Annotated in this window: 5 protein-coding genes; 3 read left to right on the forward strand and 2 right to left on the reverse strand. The window is 71.0% G+C overall.

What is annotated here, in order from left to right:
- Positions 1–29: 29 nt before the first annotated feature.
- Together ACFCXS_RS25120 and ACFCXS_RS25125 are read right to left on the reverse strand one after the other, a co-directional pair.
- A complete protein-coding gene (locus tag ACFCXS_RS25120; RefSeq protein WP_376645571.1) occupies positions 30–854 on the reverse strand; it encodes a mycofactocin-coupled SDR family oxidoreductase in 825 nt (274 codons plus the stop codon).
- A gap of 42 nt (positions 855–896) precedes the next feature.
- Entirely contained in the window at positions 897–1,598 is a 702-nt protein-coding gene (locus ACFCXS_RS25125) for a thioesterase II family protein (protein WP_376645572.1), read from the reverse strand.
- Positions 1,599–1,954: 356 nt separating this feature from the next.
- On the opposite strand from ACFCXS_RS25125, the gene ACFCXS_RS25130 reads away from it, so the two are divergent.
- The 3 genes from ACFCXS_RS25130 to ACFCXS_RS25140 form a co-directional block, all read left to right on the forward strand.
- On the forward strand, positions 1,955–3,241 hold the full coding sequence (locus ACFCXS_RS25130; RefSeq protein ID WP_376645573.1) for a diaminobutyrate--2-oxoglutarate transaminase: 1,287 nt from the start codon (positions 1,955–1,957) through the stop codon (positions 3,239–3,241).
- Between the two features lie 124 nt (positions 3,242–3,365).
- Positions 3,366–3,590, forward strand: a complete 225-nt coding sequence (locus ACFCXS_RS25135; RefSeq protein WP_376645574.1) for an acyl carrier protein — start codon at positions 3,366–3,368, stop codon at positions 3,588–3,590.
- 117 nt (positions 3,591–3,707) lie between these two features.
- Positions 3,708–18,162, forward strand: a 14,455-nt coding sequence (locus tag ACFCXS_RS25140) for an amino acid adenylation domain-containing protein (protein ID WP_376645575.1), incomplete at its 3' end; no start/stop codon positions are given.

The raw sequence follows: 18,162 nt of genomic DNA on the forward strand, positions 1-18,162 counted from the left end.
GGTCATCTCCGAAAGGGCCGTCGGGCAGGTCAGCGTGCGGTGAAGCCCGCGTCGACCGTGAGGAGGGAACCGGTGACGTGGCGCGACTCGTCGGAGGCGAACCAGAGTGCGGCGGCGGCGACATCGTCCGGCTCGATCAGTCGGTCCATCGGCTGCTGCTGCCGGAAGACCTCCTCGTGGCCCTCCACCGGTATGTCCAGCGCGCGGCTGATCTCGGCGAGCATCCGGCCCTCGGCCGCCTCGTCGTCGCGGACCGACCCGGGGCACACCGCGTTGACCCGGACGCCTGACGGTGCGTAGTCGAGGGCGGCGGCCTTGGTCAGCCCGATCAGACCGTGCTTGGAGGCGACGTATCCGGCGAAGTGCCGGTAGCCGACCAGGCCCGCCGTGGAGGCGATGTTGATGATGCTGCCCGCCCGCCTCCCGACCATCCGCGGGGCCACGGCCCGCATCACCCGCCAGGCACCGGTCAGGTTGACGTCGATCATCAACGACCATTCCGCCTCGCTGAGTCGGTCGGCGGACTTGCCCGACGGGGCCACGATCCCCGCGTTGTTCACCAGTACGTCGATCCGGCCGAACCGTTCCTGAGCGAGGTCCACGGCCGCAGCGACGGACGCCGGGTCGCGGACGTCGGCCTCGGAGACGGACACGGCCGCACCGAGGTCACGGCACAGCCGCTCCGTGTGCGCCAACTGGCTTGCCGTCCCGAGCGGGTAGGGGACACCGGGAGTGTCCCCGCAGATGTCGACGAGCAGGAGATCCGCGCCCTCGCGGGCGAAGGCCACGGCACATGCCCGGCCGAGCCCTCGGGCGGCGCCGGTGATGACGGCCGTCTTGTCGGCCAGTCGCATGGGAACTCCTGGTGGTCGTCGTCCAAGTGGGCTGCGGGCCGGTCAGGAAGGGGCCGTGACGTGCTCGATCAGGGTGAGCAACTGCCCGGCCCCGTCGGTGACGTACATGTGGCCGCCGTCGAACTCGGTCACGGTGAACTCCGCGGTCGTCGCGCGTGACCAGCCGGCGGTCTCGGCCGCGCTCACCAGATGGTCCGTACGGCCGCGCAGTGCGGTGACCGGGACGGGGAGGGGTTGCGCGGTGTCGGCGACGTAGCTCTCGTGCATCTCCACGTCGCCCCGCAGCGTCGGGAGGATGAGCTCCCGCATCTCCGGGGCGGCGAGCGCCTCATGGCTGTAGCCGGCGAACTCCTCGACCCTGCGCAGGAAGTCCTCGTCGGCGAGGCCGGCGGCTCGCCGGGTCCTGGGGGTCCAGGGGTCGGGGGAGCCGCTGGGGAACAGATGGACGAGTTCCAGATCTCCCACGGTCAGCAGTCTGCGCGCCAGCTCGAAGGCGAGGACGCCGCCGAAACTGTGCCCGAACAGCGCGACACGTCCCTCGACGCCCTGGTCGAGGACGTCGTCGAGCAGTGCCGTGACGGCCGAGTCGACGTCCTTGGCCGGTTCCTCGCCGATGCGCCACTCCCGGCCGGGCAGTTGCGGCGCCACGACGTGGAGGGCCGAAGGTGCGAGATCGCGCCAGGGACGGAAGAAGGAGGCGCCGGAGCCCGCGAAAGGCAGGCAGACGAGCGTCGTGTGGCTCAACGTGAAGTCACCGCTTTCGGCGGGTGCGAACGCACGACTACAGGGGGAGGAAAAAAGATGAATCAAGCTATGTCGACAGCAGAGAAGAGCGGCGACTCGAAAAACGCTAGCACCGGCTGAGCATCACCATGTAGCCGTAATTCTGTGGCGTAAGCCACATGGCATGACGGGCTCTTTTCAGTCATTCTGAGCGCGGCGATCGGCCTCGGAAATTGTCCGGTAAACGCCGGGTGAATCCCTGGCGAACGGTCGTGATCGTTCTGTGAATTTCCTGCTTCCCGCTTTGTTACTCGGCCGTACCCGGCCGGCGTCCGCTAGCTTACGCCTGACCGTAGTAAGTGAGAGGTACTTTCCGAATGGCTGACCAGGAGTTGGCCGCGGTGTTCGAGCGCCACGAGTCACAGGTGCGCAGTTACTGCCGCGCATTTCCCGTCGTCTTCCAGCGCGCCCGCGGGTCCCATCTGTGGGACGTCGACGGACGGCGCTATGTCGACCTGCTGTGCGGCGCGGGCGCCCTCAACTACGGACACAACCCCCCGAAGATCGTCGAGCGGGTCATCGGCTACCTCTCCGACGCCGGCCCCGTGCAGTCGCTCGACCTGCACACCACGGCCAAGGCGGCGTTCCTCGCCCGGTTCGCCGACGTCGTGCTGTCTCCTCGCGGACTCGGCGACTACCGGGTCCAGTTCCCGGGACCGGCGGGGACGCTGGCCGTCGAGGCGGCCCTGAAGCTCGCGCGCAAGGTGACGGGGCGCAGCGATGTCCTGGCGTTCCGCGGCGGCTTCCACGGGGCGTCCCTCGGGTCGCTGGCGGCGACGACGTCCCCGCTGCTGCGCGGAGCGGCCGGAACCGAGCTGCGGGACGTCACCTTCCTGCCCTACGACGACGGCGGGCAGGACTCCCCGGCGGTTCTCGAGGCCGCGGTCGCCGCGGCGGCGGCCCGCACCCGGCCGGCGGCGATCCTGCTGGAGACGGTCCAGGCGGAAGGCGGGCTCAACACCGCCGGCCGGTCGTGGCTGGCCCGGGTGCGGCGCGCGGCCGACGCCGTGGGGGCTCTGGTGATCGTCGACGACATCCAGGCCGGGTGCGGACGCACCGGGACCTTCTTCAGCTTCGACGACGTTCCCGAGCTGCGGCCCGACCTGGTCTGCCTGTCCAAGTCGCTGAGCGGGATGGGCCTGCCGATGGCCGCCCTGCTCATCCGCCCGGAGTTCGACCAGTGGACGCCGGGGGAGCACAACGGCACCTTCCGTGGCCACAACCTCGCCTTCGTGGCCGGCGAGGCCGCCCTGGACCACTGGGCCGATCCGCACTTCGCCACCCACGTGGCCGACCTCGGCGAGGCCGTCAGGGCCACGCTGAGCGAGATCCTGACGGCCCTGCCCGACGGAGTGGCGCGGCTCGTCGGCCGGGGCACGCTGAGCGGTTTCCGGTTCGCCGACGCCGACCTGGCCGAGCGGGTCCGCAGCGGGCTGTTCGACGCCTCGGTCATCGCGGAAACCGCAGGTCAAGGCCACGTGCTGAAGTTCCTGCCCCCGCTCACGATGTCCCAGGACGAGTGGAGCGACACCGTGGGCAGGATCGGCGACGTCATGCTCGCCTCGACGCGATGTCCGGCCGACCGGGTCGGGACGTCCGCCTGACCGCACACCGCTGAACGCGCCTTCTCGAAGCAGGCCCTTTCCGCGTCGTCATGCGCACCAGAAAGCTGTGCGCGTTCCCATTCGTTGGCAGGAGTTCACCGGGATGACCCCTATGGAAAGTACGGTGCGCGAGGAACTCGCACGACAACTCGCGCGCAGTCCCCAGGACGTTTCCATCGACGACACTTTTCATGACCTGGGACTCGATTCCCTGACAGGAATCAGACTCGTCAAGGCCCTGGAGGAAATCACGGGCCTTATCATCGATCCGCCCGTCTTCTTCGACCATCCCAGTGTCCGCGCTCTTGCGGCACATCTGGACGACTGTCTGGCGAAGACGACTTCCTGACTGCTTCCTGACTGCTTCCCGGCAGCTCCCTGAAACAATTCCGCCGCGAAAGGGTGCCGACGCGCGCCCACGCGCCGCTTTTCCTGCATTCACCGCACATCACAGCCGGAGACAGGCGTGGATCTCACCTCGGTATACCTCAAGCTGGCGCAGGCCCACATCACCCTCGCGGTGGACGGCGACGAGCTTGTCCTTCGGGGAACCAGGACCGCGCTCGATCCCGCGCTGGTGACCGCCGTACGGGAGAACAAGCCCGCGCTGGTCACGGCCCTGCGGTCGGCTGCGGCCACCCATCAGACCCTGCCGCTGGTCGAGTTGGATCAGGGTGAGGTGGACGCGGTGGTGGGCCGGGTGACGGGGGGCGTCGGCAATGTGCAGGACGTGTATCCGCTGGCGCCGTTGCAGGAGGGGGTTTTCTTCCATCACGTGGCGGGTGGTGAGGGGGATCCGTATGTGCTGCCCGCGGTGTTGGCGTTTGATTCGCGGGCTCGGTTGGACGGGTTCGTGGCGGCGTTGCAGGCGGTGGTGGACCGGCATGACGTGTTGCGGACGGGGGTGGTGTGGGAGGGGGTTCGGGAGCCGGTTCAGGTGGTGTCGCGGTCGGTTCGGGTTCCGGTCGTCGAGGTCGAGGTCGAGCCGGACGCGGCGGCCGGGGACGCGGTGGCGTGGTTGCGGGATCGTTTCGGGCCGGCCCGGTACCGGATGGATGTCTCGCAGGCTCCGCTGGTACGGGCGATGGTCGCCCGGGACCCGGCGTCCGACCGGTGGCTGCTGCTCCTGCTGACCCACCACCTCGTCCTCGACCACACCACCCGTGACGTCCTGCTCGGCGAGGTGCACGCCTTCCTGGACGGCACAGAAGACGGTCTTCCCCGGCCGCTGCCGTACCGCGACTATGTGGCGCAGGCCCGGCTGGGGGTGAGCCGGGCCGAGCACGAGGAGTTCTTCACCGGGCTGCTGGGGGATGTCACCGAGCCGACGGCGCCGTTCGGGCTGCTGGACGTGCACGGCGACGGGGCGGACGTCGTGGAGGCGCGGCGGTGGCTCGACGCGGGACTGGCGGCGAGACTTCGGGAGCGCTCCCGTGCGGTCGGGGTGAGTGCGGCGGCGCTGTGCCATGTGGCGTGGGCGCAGGTGCTGGCGCGGTTGTCCGGGCGCACGGACGTGGTGTTCGGGACGGTGTTGTTCGGCCGTATGAACTCCGGGGCCGGGTCCGACCGGGCTCTGGGCATGTTCATCAACACCCTGCCCGTCCGCGTGGACGTCACCGGCCCGGTACAGGAGGTCGTACGCGGCACCCATGCCCTGCTGGCGGACCTGCTGCGGCACGAGCACGCCCCGCTCTCCCTGGCCCAGCGCTGCAGCGGAGTCCCCGCCCCCGCCCCCCTGTTCACCTCCCTCCTCAACTACCGTCATTCCGCCGCCGACACGCCCGTCGACGAGCCGGTCCTGATGTGGCGCGACGGGATCGAGGTCCTGGTCGACGAGGAACGCACGAACTACCCGCTGACCTTCTCCGTCGACGACCTGGGCGACCGGTTCGAGCTGACCGCGCAGGTGGCGGCCGGGGTCGACCCGGCCCTGCTGTGCGACCTGATGCACACCGCCCTGGACGGGCTGGTGGGCGCCCTGGAGGAGACCCCGGACCTGGACGCCGCCGAGGTCGACGTGCTGCCGGCCTCGCACCGACAGCAGGTGCTGTACGGCTGGAACGACACCGCGGTCACCTACGACGACCGGGCGTGCGTGCACGAGCTGGTCCAGCGGCAGGTCGCGGCGTCGCCGGACGCCACGGCCGTGGTCGCCGAGGACGGCGAACTGACCTACCGCGAGCTCGACGCGGCGGCCAGTCGCCTGGCCCGCCATCTGCGCTCCCTGGGCGTCGAGCCGGAGTCCCGGGTGGCGATCTGCCTCGAACGCGGACTGGACATGGTGGTCGCCGTGCTGGCCGTCCTCAAGGCCGGTGGGGCGTATGTGCCCCTGGACCCCGGATACCCGTCGGAGCGGCGGGAGTTCATGCTCGCCGACAGCGCGCCCACGGTCGTCCTGACACAGGATCGGCTCGCCCACCTGTTCGGCGACCGTGACCAGGTGGTGTGCGTGGACAGCGACCGCCCCTCATGGTCCGCGCTGCCCGCCGACCATCTCGACCGCGGGTCGCTCACCGCCGAGAACCTGGCCTACCTCATCTACACCTCGGGCTCGACCGGCCGGCCCAAGGGCGTGATGATCGAGCACCGCAACGCGGTCAACCTCCTCGCATGGGCGCGGTCGGCCTTCACCGCCGCGGAACTGGAAAGCACGCTCTTCGCCACGTCACTCAACTTCGACCTGTCGGTCTTCGAGTGCCTGGTCCCCCTGACCGTCGGAGCCAGGGTCGTCGTGGCACGCGACGTGCTCAGCGTGCCCGAGGCGTCCGCCGCGCAGCCCACCCTGGTCAACACCGTGCCGCCGGCGCTGAGCGCGCTGCTCGCCGCGGACCGCGTGCCGCCGACCGTCCGTACCGTCAACCTGGCCGGTGAGCCGCTGCCCCGCGCCCTGGTGGAGCGCGTCTTCGCACACACCGAGGTGACGACGGTCTGCAACCTGTACGCCCCCTCGGAGACCACCACCTACTCCACCTGGGTGCGCATGACCCGGGACGAGGGCTTCGCGGCGCACATCGGCCGCCCGCTCGCGAACACCAGCGTCCACCTCCTCGACGGACGGGGCCGGCCGGTGCCGGTCGGCGTCATCGGGGAGATCCACATCGGTGGCGCCGGCGTCGCCCGCGGCTACTGGGGCCGACCGGAGCTGACCGAGGAGCGCTTCCTCCCCGACCCCTTCGTGCCGGGCGGCCGGATGTACCGCACCGGTGACCTGGGCCGCCGGCTGCCGGACGGGACGATCGAGTTCCTGGGACGCGACGACTTCCAGGTCAAGGTCCGGGGCTTCCGCATCGAACTCGGCGAGATCGAGGCCCGCCTCGGCGAGGTGCCGGGCGTCGGTGACGCCGTCGTGGCCGCCGTCGAGCAGGACGGCGACAAGCGCCTGTTCGCCTACTACACGCGGACCGGCAGCGAGCAGGTCGACGCCGGAACGCTCCGGGCGCACCTGACCGGCGTTCTCCCCGAGTACATGGTGCCCGCCGCCTTCGTCGAGCTGGCGGAACTTCCGCTGACGCCGAACGGCAAGGTGGACCGCAAGGCACTGCCGACCCCGGACGGGAACGCCTTCTCGCACCGCGGGTTCGTGCCGCCCATGGACGGTACGGAGCAGACCGTCGCGGCCGTCTGGACCGACCTGCTCGCCGCGGAGCGGATCGGCCGCCACGACCACTTCTTCGAACTCGGCGGACACTCCCTGCTGGCCATGGCGCTCGTCGAGCGCATGCGACGGGCCGGCCTGCCCACCGACGTGCGCACCCTGTTCACGCATCCCGTACTGGCCGACTTCGCCGCCGCTGTCACCGGCGACCGGAACGAGCGGGCCGTGGTGCCGCCCAACCTGATCCCCGCGGGCTGCGAACGGATCACCCCCGACATGCTGCCGCTGGTCGAGTTGGATCAGGGTGAGGTGGACGCGGTGGTGGGCCGGGTGACGGGGGGCGTCGGCAATGTGCAGGACGTGTATCCGCTGGCGCCGTTGCAGGAGGGGGTTTTCTTTCATCACGTGGCGGGTGGTGAGGGGGATCCGTATGTGCTGCCCGCGGTGTTGGCGTTTGATTCGCGGGCTCGGTTGGACGGGTTCCTGGCGGCGTTGCAGGCGGTGGTGGACCGGCATGACGTGTTGCGGACGGGGGTGGTGTGGGAGGGGGTTCGGGAGCCGGTTCAGGTGGTGTCGCGGTCGGTTCGGGTTCCGGTGGTCGAGGTCGAGCCGGACGGGGCGGCCGGGGATCCGGTGGCGTGGTTGCGGGAGCGTTTCGGGCCGGCCCGGTACCGGATGGATGTCTCGCAGGCTCCGCTGGTACGGGCGATGGTCGCCCGGGACCGGGCCTCGGATCGTTGGCTGCTGCTCCTGCTGACCCATCACCTCGTCCTCGACCACACCACCATGGAGGTGCTGCTGGACGAGGTCCGCCGCATCGTCCGCGGCGACACCGACGCCCTCCCGCCGAGCATGCCCTTCCGGGACTTCGTGGCGCAGGCCCGGCTGGGGGTGAGCCGGGCCGAGCACGAGGAGTTCTTCACCGGGCTGCTGGGGGATGTCACCGAGCCGACCGCGCCGTTCGGGCTGCTGGACGTGCACGGCGACGGCTCCCAGGTGGTCGAGACGAGTCGGGCCGTGGACGCCGGGCTGGCCCAGCGCATGCGGGACCGCTCCCGTGCGGCCGGGGTGAGCGCGGCGGCGCTGTGCCATGTGGCGTGGGCGCAGGTGCTGGCGCGGTTGTCCGGGCGCACGGACGTGGTGTTCGGGACGGTGTTGTTCGGCCGTATGAACTCCGGGGCCGGGTCCGACCGGGCCCTTGGCATGTTCATCAACACCCTGCCCGTCCGCGTGGACGTCACCGGCGGCGCGCGCGAGGCCGTACACGGCACCCACACCCTGCTGACGGACCTGCTGCGGCACGAGCACGCCCCGCTCACCCTGGCCCAGCGCTGCAGCGGCGTTCAGGCCCCCGCACCCCTGTTCACCTCCCTCCTCAACTACCGGCACACACCCATGGAGGAGCCCGAGAGCGCGCGCCCGTGGGAGGGCGTGGAGGTGGTCGAAGGCCAGGAGCGGTCCAACTACCCCGTCGCCCTGTCCGTCGACGACCTGGGTGTCGGCTTCACCCTCACCGCCCAGACCACGGGTGCGGCCGACGCGGAACTCGTCTGCGCCCTCATGCACACCGCCCTCGAAGAACTGGTCGACACCCTCGACCGGGCCCCCGAGACGCCGCTCGCGAAGCTGGACGTACTGCCGGCCGCTCACCGTGAACTCGTCGTCCACCGCTGGAACGACACGACGGCCCCCTTCCCGGAGCAGCAGTGCGTGCACGAGCTGTTCCAGCGGCAGGCCGCCGCGTCCGGCGAGGCGACGGCGGTCGAGGCCGAGGACGGTGAGCTGAGCTACCGGGAGTTGAGCTATCGGGAGCTGAACGCGGCGGCCAACCGCCTGGCCCGGCACCTGCGTTCGCTGGGAGTGCGCCCCGACGCCCGGGTCGCGATCTGCCTCGAACGCGGACCGGACATGGTGACGGCCGCGCTGGCCGTGCTCAAGGCGGGCGGGGCGTATGTGCCCCTGGACCCCGAATACCCGGTGGAGCGGCTGGAGTTCATGCTCGCGGACAGCGCGCCCGCGGTGGTCCTCACCCAGGAGCGGCTCGTCCACCTGGCCGGCGACCACGGCGCGGCCGTCTGCCTGGACACGGACGCCCACCAGTGGGCCGACCTCGCCGACACCGACCTCGACCGCGAGGACCTCACCCCGGAACACCTGGCCTACGTCATCTACACCTCCGGCTCGACCGGCCGGCCCAAGGGCGTGATGATCGAGCACCGCGGTGTCGCCAACATGATCGAGGCCCAGCGGGCGGTGTTCCGGCCCGGGCCGGGCGACCGTGTGCTCCAGTTCGCCGCGCTCAGCTTCGACGCGTGCGCCTTCGAGATGGTGATGGCGCTGGCCAACGGCGCCACCCTGTGCCTCGCCCCGGCCGGCGCCGTCCTGGCCGGTGCGGCGCTGGCCGAGACCGTCGTACGGCGGTCCGTCACGCACGCCGTGCTGCCCCCCGCGGTCCTGGAGACGGTGCCCGAGCACGCGTCGCTCGCCCCGCTGCGCACCCTGGTCCTGGCGGGCGAGGCCGTGCCGCAGTCCCTGGTCGACCGCTGGGGCGGCGCGGGCCGGCAGGTCTTCAACGCGTACGGCCCCACCGAGACGACCGTGTGGGCATCCGTCTTCCGTTGTGCGCCCGGCGCGGACAGCGATCCCCCGATCGGCCTGCCGGTCGCCAACACCCGGATCCACCTCCTGGACGACAGCGGCCGTCCCGCCCCCGTGGGCGTCCCCGGCGAGATCCACATCGCGGGCGCCGGAGTCGCGCGCGGCTATCTGAACCGGCCCGAGCTGACGCGGGAGCGGTTCACCGAGGATCCCTTCGTCCCCGGGGACCGCATGTACCGCACCGGCGACCTGGGCCGACGACTGCCTGACGGGCGGCTGGAGTTCCTGGGACGCGACGACTTCCAGGTGAAGATCCGGGGCTTCCGCGTGGAACTCGGCGAGATCGAGGCCCGGCTCCGCGAGATCCCCGGCGTCCGCGAGGCGGTCGTCGTCGCCCACGGCCACGACGGTGACCGGCGCCTGGTCGCCTACTGCACCGCCACCGACGAGGTCACGGCCGAGACCGCGCGAGTGCACCTGGGACGCGTGCTGCCCGACCACATGGTCCCGTCCGGATTCCTGCTGCTGGACGAGCTGCCGTTGACCCCCAACGGAAAGATCGACCGGAAGGCGCTGCCCGCACCGCGGGCCGACGCATACGCCCACGGCGAGTACGAGGCCCCGCGAGGCGCGACCGAGCAGACCCTGGCGGAGATCTGGACCGACCTGCTGCCCGTCGACCGGGTGGGCCGACGGGACCACTTCTTCGCGCTCGGCGGGCACTCGCTGCTCGCCGTGTCGCTCGTCGAACGCATGCGGCGGGCCGGACTGAACGCCGACGTACGGGCCCTGTTCAGACACCCCGTGCTGGCCGACTTCGCCGCGGCCACCGCGGGCGACGAACAGCTCGCCGCACCGCCGAACCTGATACCGCCCGGCTGCTCGGAGATCACGGCGGACCTGCTGCCGCTGCTCGACCTCGACCAGGGCGAGATCGACGAGGTGGTCGCGCAGGTCCCCGGTGGCGCCGCCAACGTGCAGGACGCCTATCCGCTCGCACCGCTCCAGGAAGGCGTCTTCTTCCACCATCTGATGGACGGCCAGGGCGACCCGTACGTCCAGTCGGCGCTGCTCGCCTTCGACAGCCGGTCACGACTCGACGCGTTCGTCGGGGCACTTCAGGCGGTGGTCGACCGCCACGACATCCTCCGTACCGCGGTGGTGTGGCAGGGCGTGCCCGAGCCCGTGCAGGTCGTGTGGCGTACGGCCGCGATTCCCGTCGACGAGATCGAAGCGGACGGCGCCACCGACGCGGTGGCACGGCTGCAGTCCTCGTACGACCCTGCGACCTATCGCATGGACATCACCCGGGCGCCCCTGATGCGGGTGGCCGTCACGGCCGACACCCGCCACGACCGGTGGCTGCTCCTTCTGCTGGCGCACCACCTGGTCCTCGACCACACCACGCGTGACGTGCTGCTGGAGGAGGTCGGAGCCGTCCTGGGCGGCAGGGCGGACTCCCTGCCCCCGCCGCTGCCCTTCCGGAACTTCGTCGCACAGGCCCGCCTCGGCATCGGTCGGGCCGAGCACGAGGAGTTCTTCACCGGACTGCTGGGGGACGTCACCGAGCCGACGGCACCCTTCGGGCTGGTCGACGTGCACGGCGACGGCTCACAGGTCGTGGAGACGGACCGGGCCGTGGACGAGGGGCTGGCCCGGCGGATCCGGGAACGGGCACGGGCCGCGGGAGTCAGCGCCGCGGCACTCTGCCACGTGGCGTGGGCCCAGGTCCTCGGCCGGATCTGCGACCGCCCGGACGTCGTGTTCGGCACGGTGCTCTTCGGCCGTATGAACTCCGGTGCCGGCTCCGACCGCGCCCTGGGCATGTTCATCAACACCCTCCCCGTCAGGATCACCACGGCCGACCAGGGCGTACGCGACACGGTCGAGCGCACCCACGCCCTCCTCGCCGACCTGCTCCGCCACGAGCACGCCCCCCTGTCCCTGGCCCAGCGCCGCAGCGGGGTCCAGGCCCCCTCGCCGCTGTTCACCTCACTGCTCAACTACCGCCACTCCGTGGCCGAGGAGACCGGACGGGGCGACGACGAGACCGCACGGGGCGACAAGACCGCACGCTGGAGCGACGAGATCGAGGTCGTCCTCGACTCCGAGCGCACCAACTACCCGCTGACGCTCTCCGTCGACGACCTCGGCACCGGCTTTCACCTGACCGTCAAGACCGTCGACGCGGTGGACCCCGAGGCGGTGTGCGCGATGATGCACACCGCGCTGGAGAGCCTGGTCGACGCGCTGGAGGACGCCCCGCAGACCCCGCTGCAGCGACTTGAGGTGCTTCCGCCGCGGCACCGGCACCAGGTGGTGAGCGGCTGGAACGACACGACGGTCGCCTTTCCGGACCAGGACTGCCTGCACGAGTTGTTCGAGCGGCAGGTCGCGGTGCGTGGGGACGCGGTGGCGGTGGTCGCCGAGGGTGGTGAGCTGAGTTATCGGGAGTTGAACGCGGCGGCGAATCGGCTGGCGCGGTATCTGCGGTCGTTGGGTGTGGGTCCGGATGCGCGGGTGGCGGTGTGCCTGGAGCGTGGTCTGGATCTGATGGTGGCGGTGCTGGGGGTGCTGAAGGCGGGTGGGGCGTATGTGCCGTTGGACCCCGGCCATCCGGAGGAGCGGCTGCGGCTGATGCTCGCCGACAGCTCACCGGTGGTGGTGCTGACCCACAGCTCCTTCGCCGGTCTGCTGGGCGGGGACGTGGTGTGCCTGGACCGTGACGGCGGGGCATGGGCCGCTCTCCCGGCCGACGCGGCCGACGACCTCGACCGGGACGGTCTGACACCCGGTCACCTCGCCTACGTCATGTACACCTCCGGGTCGACCGGCACCCCCAAGGGCGTCATGGTCGAGCACCGCTCCGTGGTCAACGTGCTCGCCTGGCAGCAGAAGGCGTACGAGCTGACGGCCGCGGACGTCTACCTGCACAAGGCGCCCCTCGTCTTCGACGCGTCGGTGGAGGAGCTGTTCTGGCCGCTGCTCGCCGGGGCCCGGCTGGTGATGGCCCGTCCCGGGGGACACCGGGACCCGGGGTACCTGCTCGACACGGTCCGGCGCCATCAGGTGACGACCATCCACTTCGTTCCGTCGATGCTGCGGGTGTTCCTCGACGAAGCCGACCAGGAACGCTGCGGGAGCCTGCGACGCGTCTTCCTCGGCGGGGAGGCCCTGCCGGGCACCCTGGTCGAGCAGTTCGCCGAGCGGCTGCCCGGCGTGGAGCTGTGCAGCTTCTACGGGCCGACCGAGACCACCGTGCACGTGACGTACTGGGCGTGGAACGGCGGGCACCACCAGCCCTCCCTCGGCAGGCCCGTCTCCAACACCCGGATCTACGTCCTCGACCAGTGGGGGCGCCCGCTGCCCGCCGGGGCCGCCGGCGAGATCCACGTCGCCGGCGTCCAGGTGGCCCGCGGCTATCTGAACCGGCCGGAGCTGACACGGGAACGGTTCCTCGACGACCCGTTCGTGCCGGGCGCGCGCATGTACCGCTCGGGGGACGTGGGCCGGTGGCTGCCGGACGGTTCGGTCGAGTTCCTGGGCCGCAACGACTTCCAGGTCAAGGTCCGTGGCCTGCGCATCGAGCTGGAGGAGATCGAGGCCCGGCTGGCCCGCGTGCCGGGAGTCCGTGAGGCGGCCGTCGTGGCCGACCGGCGCGACACGGGAGCCCCGCGCCTGGTCGCGTACTTCAGTGGCACCGACGAGGAACTGGACGCCGACGCGCTCCGTGACCACCTCGGGCAGGTCCTGCCGGACTACATGGTGCCGGCGGCGTTCGTCCGGCTCGACGCCCTGCCGCTGAGCCACAACGGCAAGGTCGACCGTCAGGCGCTGCCCGCCCCGGACGCCGACGCCTACGCGCACCGGGCGTACGCGCCCCCCGAAGGTGAGGTGGAGCAGGGCCTGGCCGCCATCTGGGCCGAGGTGCTCGGGGTGGAGCAGGTCGGTCGCCGCGACCACTTCTTCGAACTCGGCGGGCACTCGCTGACGGCGGTGCAGGTCGTCTCCCGCGTACGGTCCGTGTTCGGCGCCGAGTTGCCCCTGTCGGCGGTGTTCGCGCGGCCGTCGCTGCTGGACATGGCCCAGGAGGTGGCGGCGCGGTCCGGCGGCCGGGCCGCACCGGCGATCGTCGCGGGCGACCGCCAGGGCCCGGTGACGGTCTCCTTCGCCCAGCAACGGCTCTGGTTCCTGGCCCAGTTGGAGAACAGGGCGAGCCGCGCCTACCACGTCCGGGTGGCGGTGCGGATGAAGGGCCGGCTGGACCGGGGGGCGTTGGGAGCGGCCCTCGACCGGATCGTGGCCCGGCACGAGACGCTGCGCACGGTCTTCGACGAGGTCGACGGCGAGCCGAGGCCGAGGATCCTCCCCGCGTCCCAGGCCCGGTTCACCCTCGCGGAGGACACCGTCGAGGACGGCGACACCGAGGCCCTGTTCTCGGCGATGGACCGGGAACTGAACCAGCCCTTCGACCTGTCGACGGGCCCGCTCATCCGCGGCCGGCTGATCCGGTCGGCCACGGACGAACACGTGCTGCTCGTGACGATGCACCACATCGTCTCCGACGGCTGGTCCACAGGCGTCCTGGTGTCCGAACTCAGCGGTCTCTACGCGGCGTTCCACCGGGGCGACCCGGACCCCCTGCCGTCCCTGGAGATCGGCTACACCGACTACGCGGCCTGGCAACGGCGGTGGCTCGCCGGCGAGGCGGCCGAGCGGGAGAGCCGGTACTGGCGCGAGACCCTGCGCGACGCTCCACCCCTCCTGGAGTTGCCGACCGACCGCCCGCGGCCGGCACGCCAGGACTACGCCGGTGACGTCGTCGAGTTCGACGTGGACGCCGACCTGGCAGCGGCCCTGAAGAAGCTCGCGCTGCACCACGACACGACCCTGTTCACCGCACTGCTGTCGGCATGGGCCACAGTGCTGTCCCGGCTGTCCGGCGCCCACGATCTCGTGGTGGGCACGCCGGTGGCCAACCGTTCGCAGGCCGAAGTGGAGCCGCTGATCGGCTTCTTCGTCAACACGGTGGCTCTGCGCGTCGAGGTGCCCCCGTCGGCGACGGTGGCCGAACTGCTGCGTTCCGTGGGGGAGCGGGTGCTGGCCGCGCAGGAGAACCAGCAGCTTCCCTTCGAACAGGTCGTGGAGATCGTCCAGCCGCCTCGCAGCCTGGCCCACGCGCCGGTCTTCCAGACGATGTTCACCTGGCAGAACACCCCGGCGGGCACGGTGGACCTGCCGGGCCTGGAACTGAGCCAGGTCCCGCTCCCCTCCGACACCGCACAGTTCGACCTCTCCCTCCACCTGGCGGAGGACGACGGACGCATCACCGGAGCCCTCGAATTCGCCTCAGCGCTGTTCGACCGGTCGACCGTCGAGGCGTTCGCGGGGTACTTCCGGACGGCGCTGGCGGCGATGGTGACCGATGACCGCCGACTGGTCGGCCGGGTACCGCTGTTGCCCGACACCGGTGAGGAACAGTCCGCGTGCGTGTCCGAGTTGTTCGAGCGGCAGGTCGCGGTGCGTGGGGACGCGGTGGCGGTGGTCGCCGAGGGGGGTGAGCTGAGCTATCGGGAGTTGAATGCGGCGGCGAACCGGCTGGCGCGGTATCTGCGGTCGCTGGGCGTGGGGCCGGATGCGCGGGTGGCGGTGTGCCTGGAGCGTGGTCTGGATCTGATGGTGGCGGTGCTGGCGGTGCTGAAGGCGGGTGGGGCGTATGTGCCGTTGGACCCCGGCCGTCCGGAGGAACGACTGCGGTTCATGCTCGCCGACAGCTCACCGGTGGTGGTGCTGACCCACAGCTCCTTCGCCGGTCTGCTGGGCGGGGACGTGGTGTGCCTGGACCGTGACGGCGGGGCATGGGCCGCTCTCCCGGCCGACGCGGCCGACGCGGCCGACGCGGCCGACGACCTCGACCGGAACGGTCTGACGCCCGGTCACCTCGCCTACGTCGTGTACACCTCCGACCCGACCGGCACCCCCACCGGCATCATGATCGAACACCGGTCGGTGAACGACCGGCTGACGTGGACGCAGCAGAGCCACGGTCTGTCCCCGTCGGACGCGGTATTGCAGAAGGCGCCGGTGGCCCATGCCACGGCTGTGTGGCAACTGCTCTGGCCGGTCCTGGCCGGAGCCCGGTCGGTGATGGCTCCTCCGGACGGGCACCGGGATCCTTCCCTCCTCGTCGACCTTGTCGCACGTCACGGGGTCACGGTGGCGCACTTCGAACCGTCGGAGCTCTCGCTCTTCCTGTACCACGCCGATGCCCGGTGCGCCGGTCTGCGCAGCGTGCACACCACCGGTGACCCCCTCCCGGCGACCCTGCTGAGACGCTTCGAAAAGCAGCTGCCCACAGTGGAGTTGCATGTTTCCTACGGGCCGACAGAGGCCACGACCGACGTGATCGCGTGGACGAGCGCCGCCGGTGGGGAGCGCGCTCCGGTCGGGCGCCCTGTCGCACCCACGCGGATCCACGTGCTGGACGACCGGGGCCGTCCGGTGCCCGTCGGCGCCACCGGCGAGATCCATGTAGCCGGGGTGCACCTCGCCCGCGGCTACCTCGACCGTCCCGACCTCACTGCCGAACGGTTCGTCGAGGATCCGCTCCACCCGGGCACCCGGATGTACCGGACCGGAACAGCAGGCCGGCGCCTGGACGACGGCACCGTCGAGTTCCTCGGCCGAATGGACCGCTGGGCGAACCCGGACACCGAACCCGGGGAGCCGTCCGCTCCCGAGGCGGAGCCGCTCGCGCACCAGGAGTACGAAGAACCGGTCGGCGTGGTGGAGCAGACCCTGGCGGAGATCTGGACGGAACTGCTCGACGCCGAAAACGTCGGCCGTCGAAGCCACTTCTGGGAGCTCGGCGGGCACTCGCTCCTGGCGATGCGGGTCGTGTCACGCATACGGGTAAGGCTGCGCGTCGAGTTGCCGCTCGCGGCCGTGTTCTCCCGGCCGGTGCTGGCAGACCTGGCCCGGGAGATCGAGGCGGCCGGCGCCGTCGTCGTACCGGCCGTGGTGGCGCGCGATCCCGGCACGGACGTGCCGCTGTCGTACGCCCAGCAGCGCCTGTGGTTCCTGGCGCGACTCAACCCCGAGGCAAGTCGCGCGTACCACCTGCGCCTCGCGGTGCGCCTGAGCGGAGACCTGGACCGCACGGCACTGCGGGCGGCACTGGACCGGATCGTCGCCCGGCACGCGGTCCTGCGGACGGTCTTCGAGCTGATCGACGGCGAGCCGCGGCAGCGCGTCCTGGACGCCGAGCAGAGCACGTTCCTGCTGGTGGAGCATGACACGGCCACGGACGAGGGCACGGGCGCCACGGACGTCGTACAGCTGGTCGAGCACGAGGCCGAGCAGCCCTTCGACCTGCGGTCGGGCCCACTGATCCGCGGTCGGCTGATCCGGTCCGCCGCCGATGAGCACGTGCTGTTGGTGACGATGCACCACATCGTCTCCGACGGCTGGTCGATCGGCCTGTTCGTCTCCGAACTCAGCACCCTCTACGCGGCCTTCAGCAAAGGCGAGCCCGACCCGCTGCCGCCACTGACCATCCAGTACGCCGACTACGCGCTGTGGCAGCGGGAGCGGCTGACCGGAGACAGCGTCGAGCGCGAGATCGGATACTGGCGAGAGGAACTGCGAGACGCTCCGGTGTTGCTCGAACTGCCGACCGACCGTCCTCGCCCCCCGATGCAGGACCACGCCGGCGGTGTCGTGCGGTTCGCTCTCGACGCCGAACTCGTGCAAGGCATCCGGGAACTGGCGTTGCGGCACCACACGACTGTGTTCACCACGCTGCTGTCGGCATGGGCTGCGGTGCTGTCCCGGCTGTCCGGCACGCAGGACATCGTCATCGGCACCCCGGTGGCGAACCGGATGCAGAACGAACTGGAGCCGCTGATCGGCCTGTTCGTCAACACCGTCCCGGTGCGCGTCGACCTCGGCGGACCCGTCACGGTGGGTGAGCTGCTGCACCGGGTCGGGGCACGCGTACTGGCCGCGCAGGAGCATCAACTGCTCCCCTTCGAGCAGGTCGTGGACGCCGTGCAACCGCCGCGAAGTCTCGCGCACACGCCGGTGTTCCAGGTGATGTTCGCGTGGCAGAACACCCCGGCAGGCACCGCCCACCTGCCCGGACTCGAACTGAGCGAGGTTCCCACCCCCGCCGCCACCGCCCAGTTCGACCTGTCGCTACGCCTCTACGAGGAGGGCGACACCGTCGCCGGCGGCGTTGAGTTCGCCTCGGCGCTGTTCGACGCGTCGACGGTGGAGCGGTTCGCGGGGTATTTCCGTGCGGTGTTGTCGGCGATGGTGGCCGATGAGGGGCGGTTGGTGGGGGATGTGCCGTTGCTGGATGCGGTGGAGGAGCACCGGGTGGTGCGCGGCTGGAACGACACGGCGGTCGCGTTCCCTGACCAGGTGTGCCTGCACGAGTTGATTGAGCGCCGGGTCGCTGTGGGCGGGGATGCGGTGGCGGTGGTTGCCGAGGGTGGTGAGCTGAGTTATCGGGAGTTGAATGCGGCGGCGAACCGGCTGGCGCGGTATCTGCGGTCGGTGGGTGTGGGTCCGGATGTGCGGGTGGCGGTGTGCCTGGAGCGTGGTCTGGATCTGATGGTGGCGGTGCTGGCGGTGTTGAAGGCGGGTGGGGCGTATGTGCCGCTGGATCCGGAGTACCCGGTGGAGCGGTTGCGGTTCATGCTGGCGGACAGTGCGCCGGTGGTGG

The organism is Streptomyces sp. NPDC056373, from assembly GCF_042262425.1.
Classification (GTDB): Bacteria; Actinomycetota; Actinomycetes; order Streptomycetales; family Streptomycetaceae; genus Streptomyces.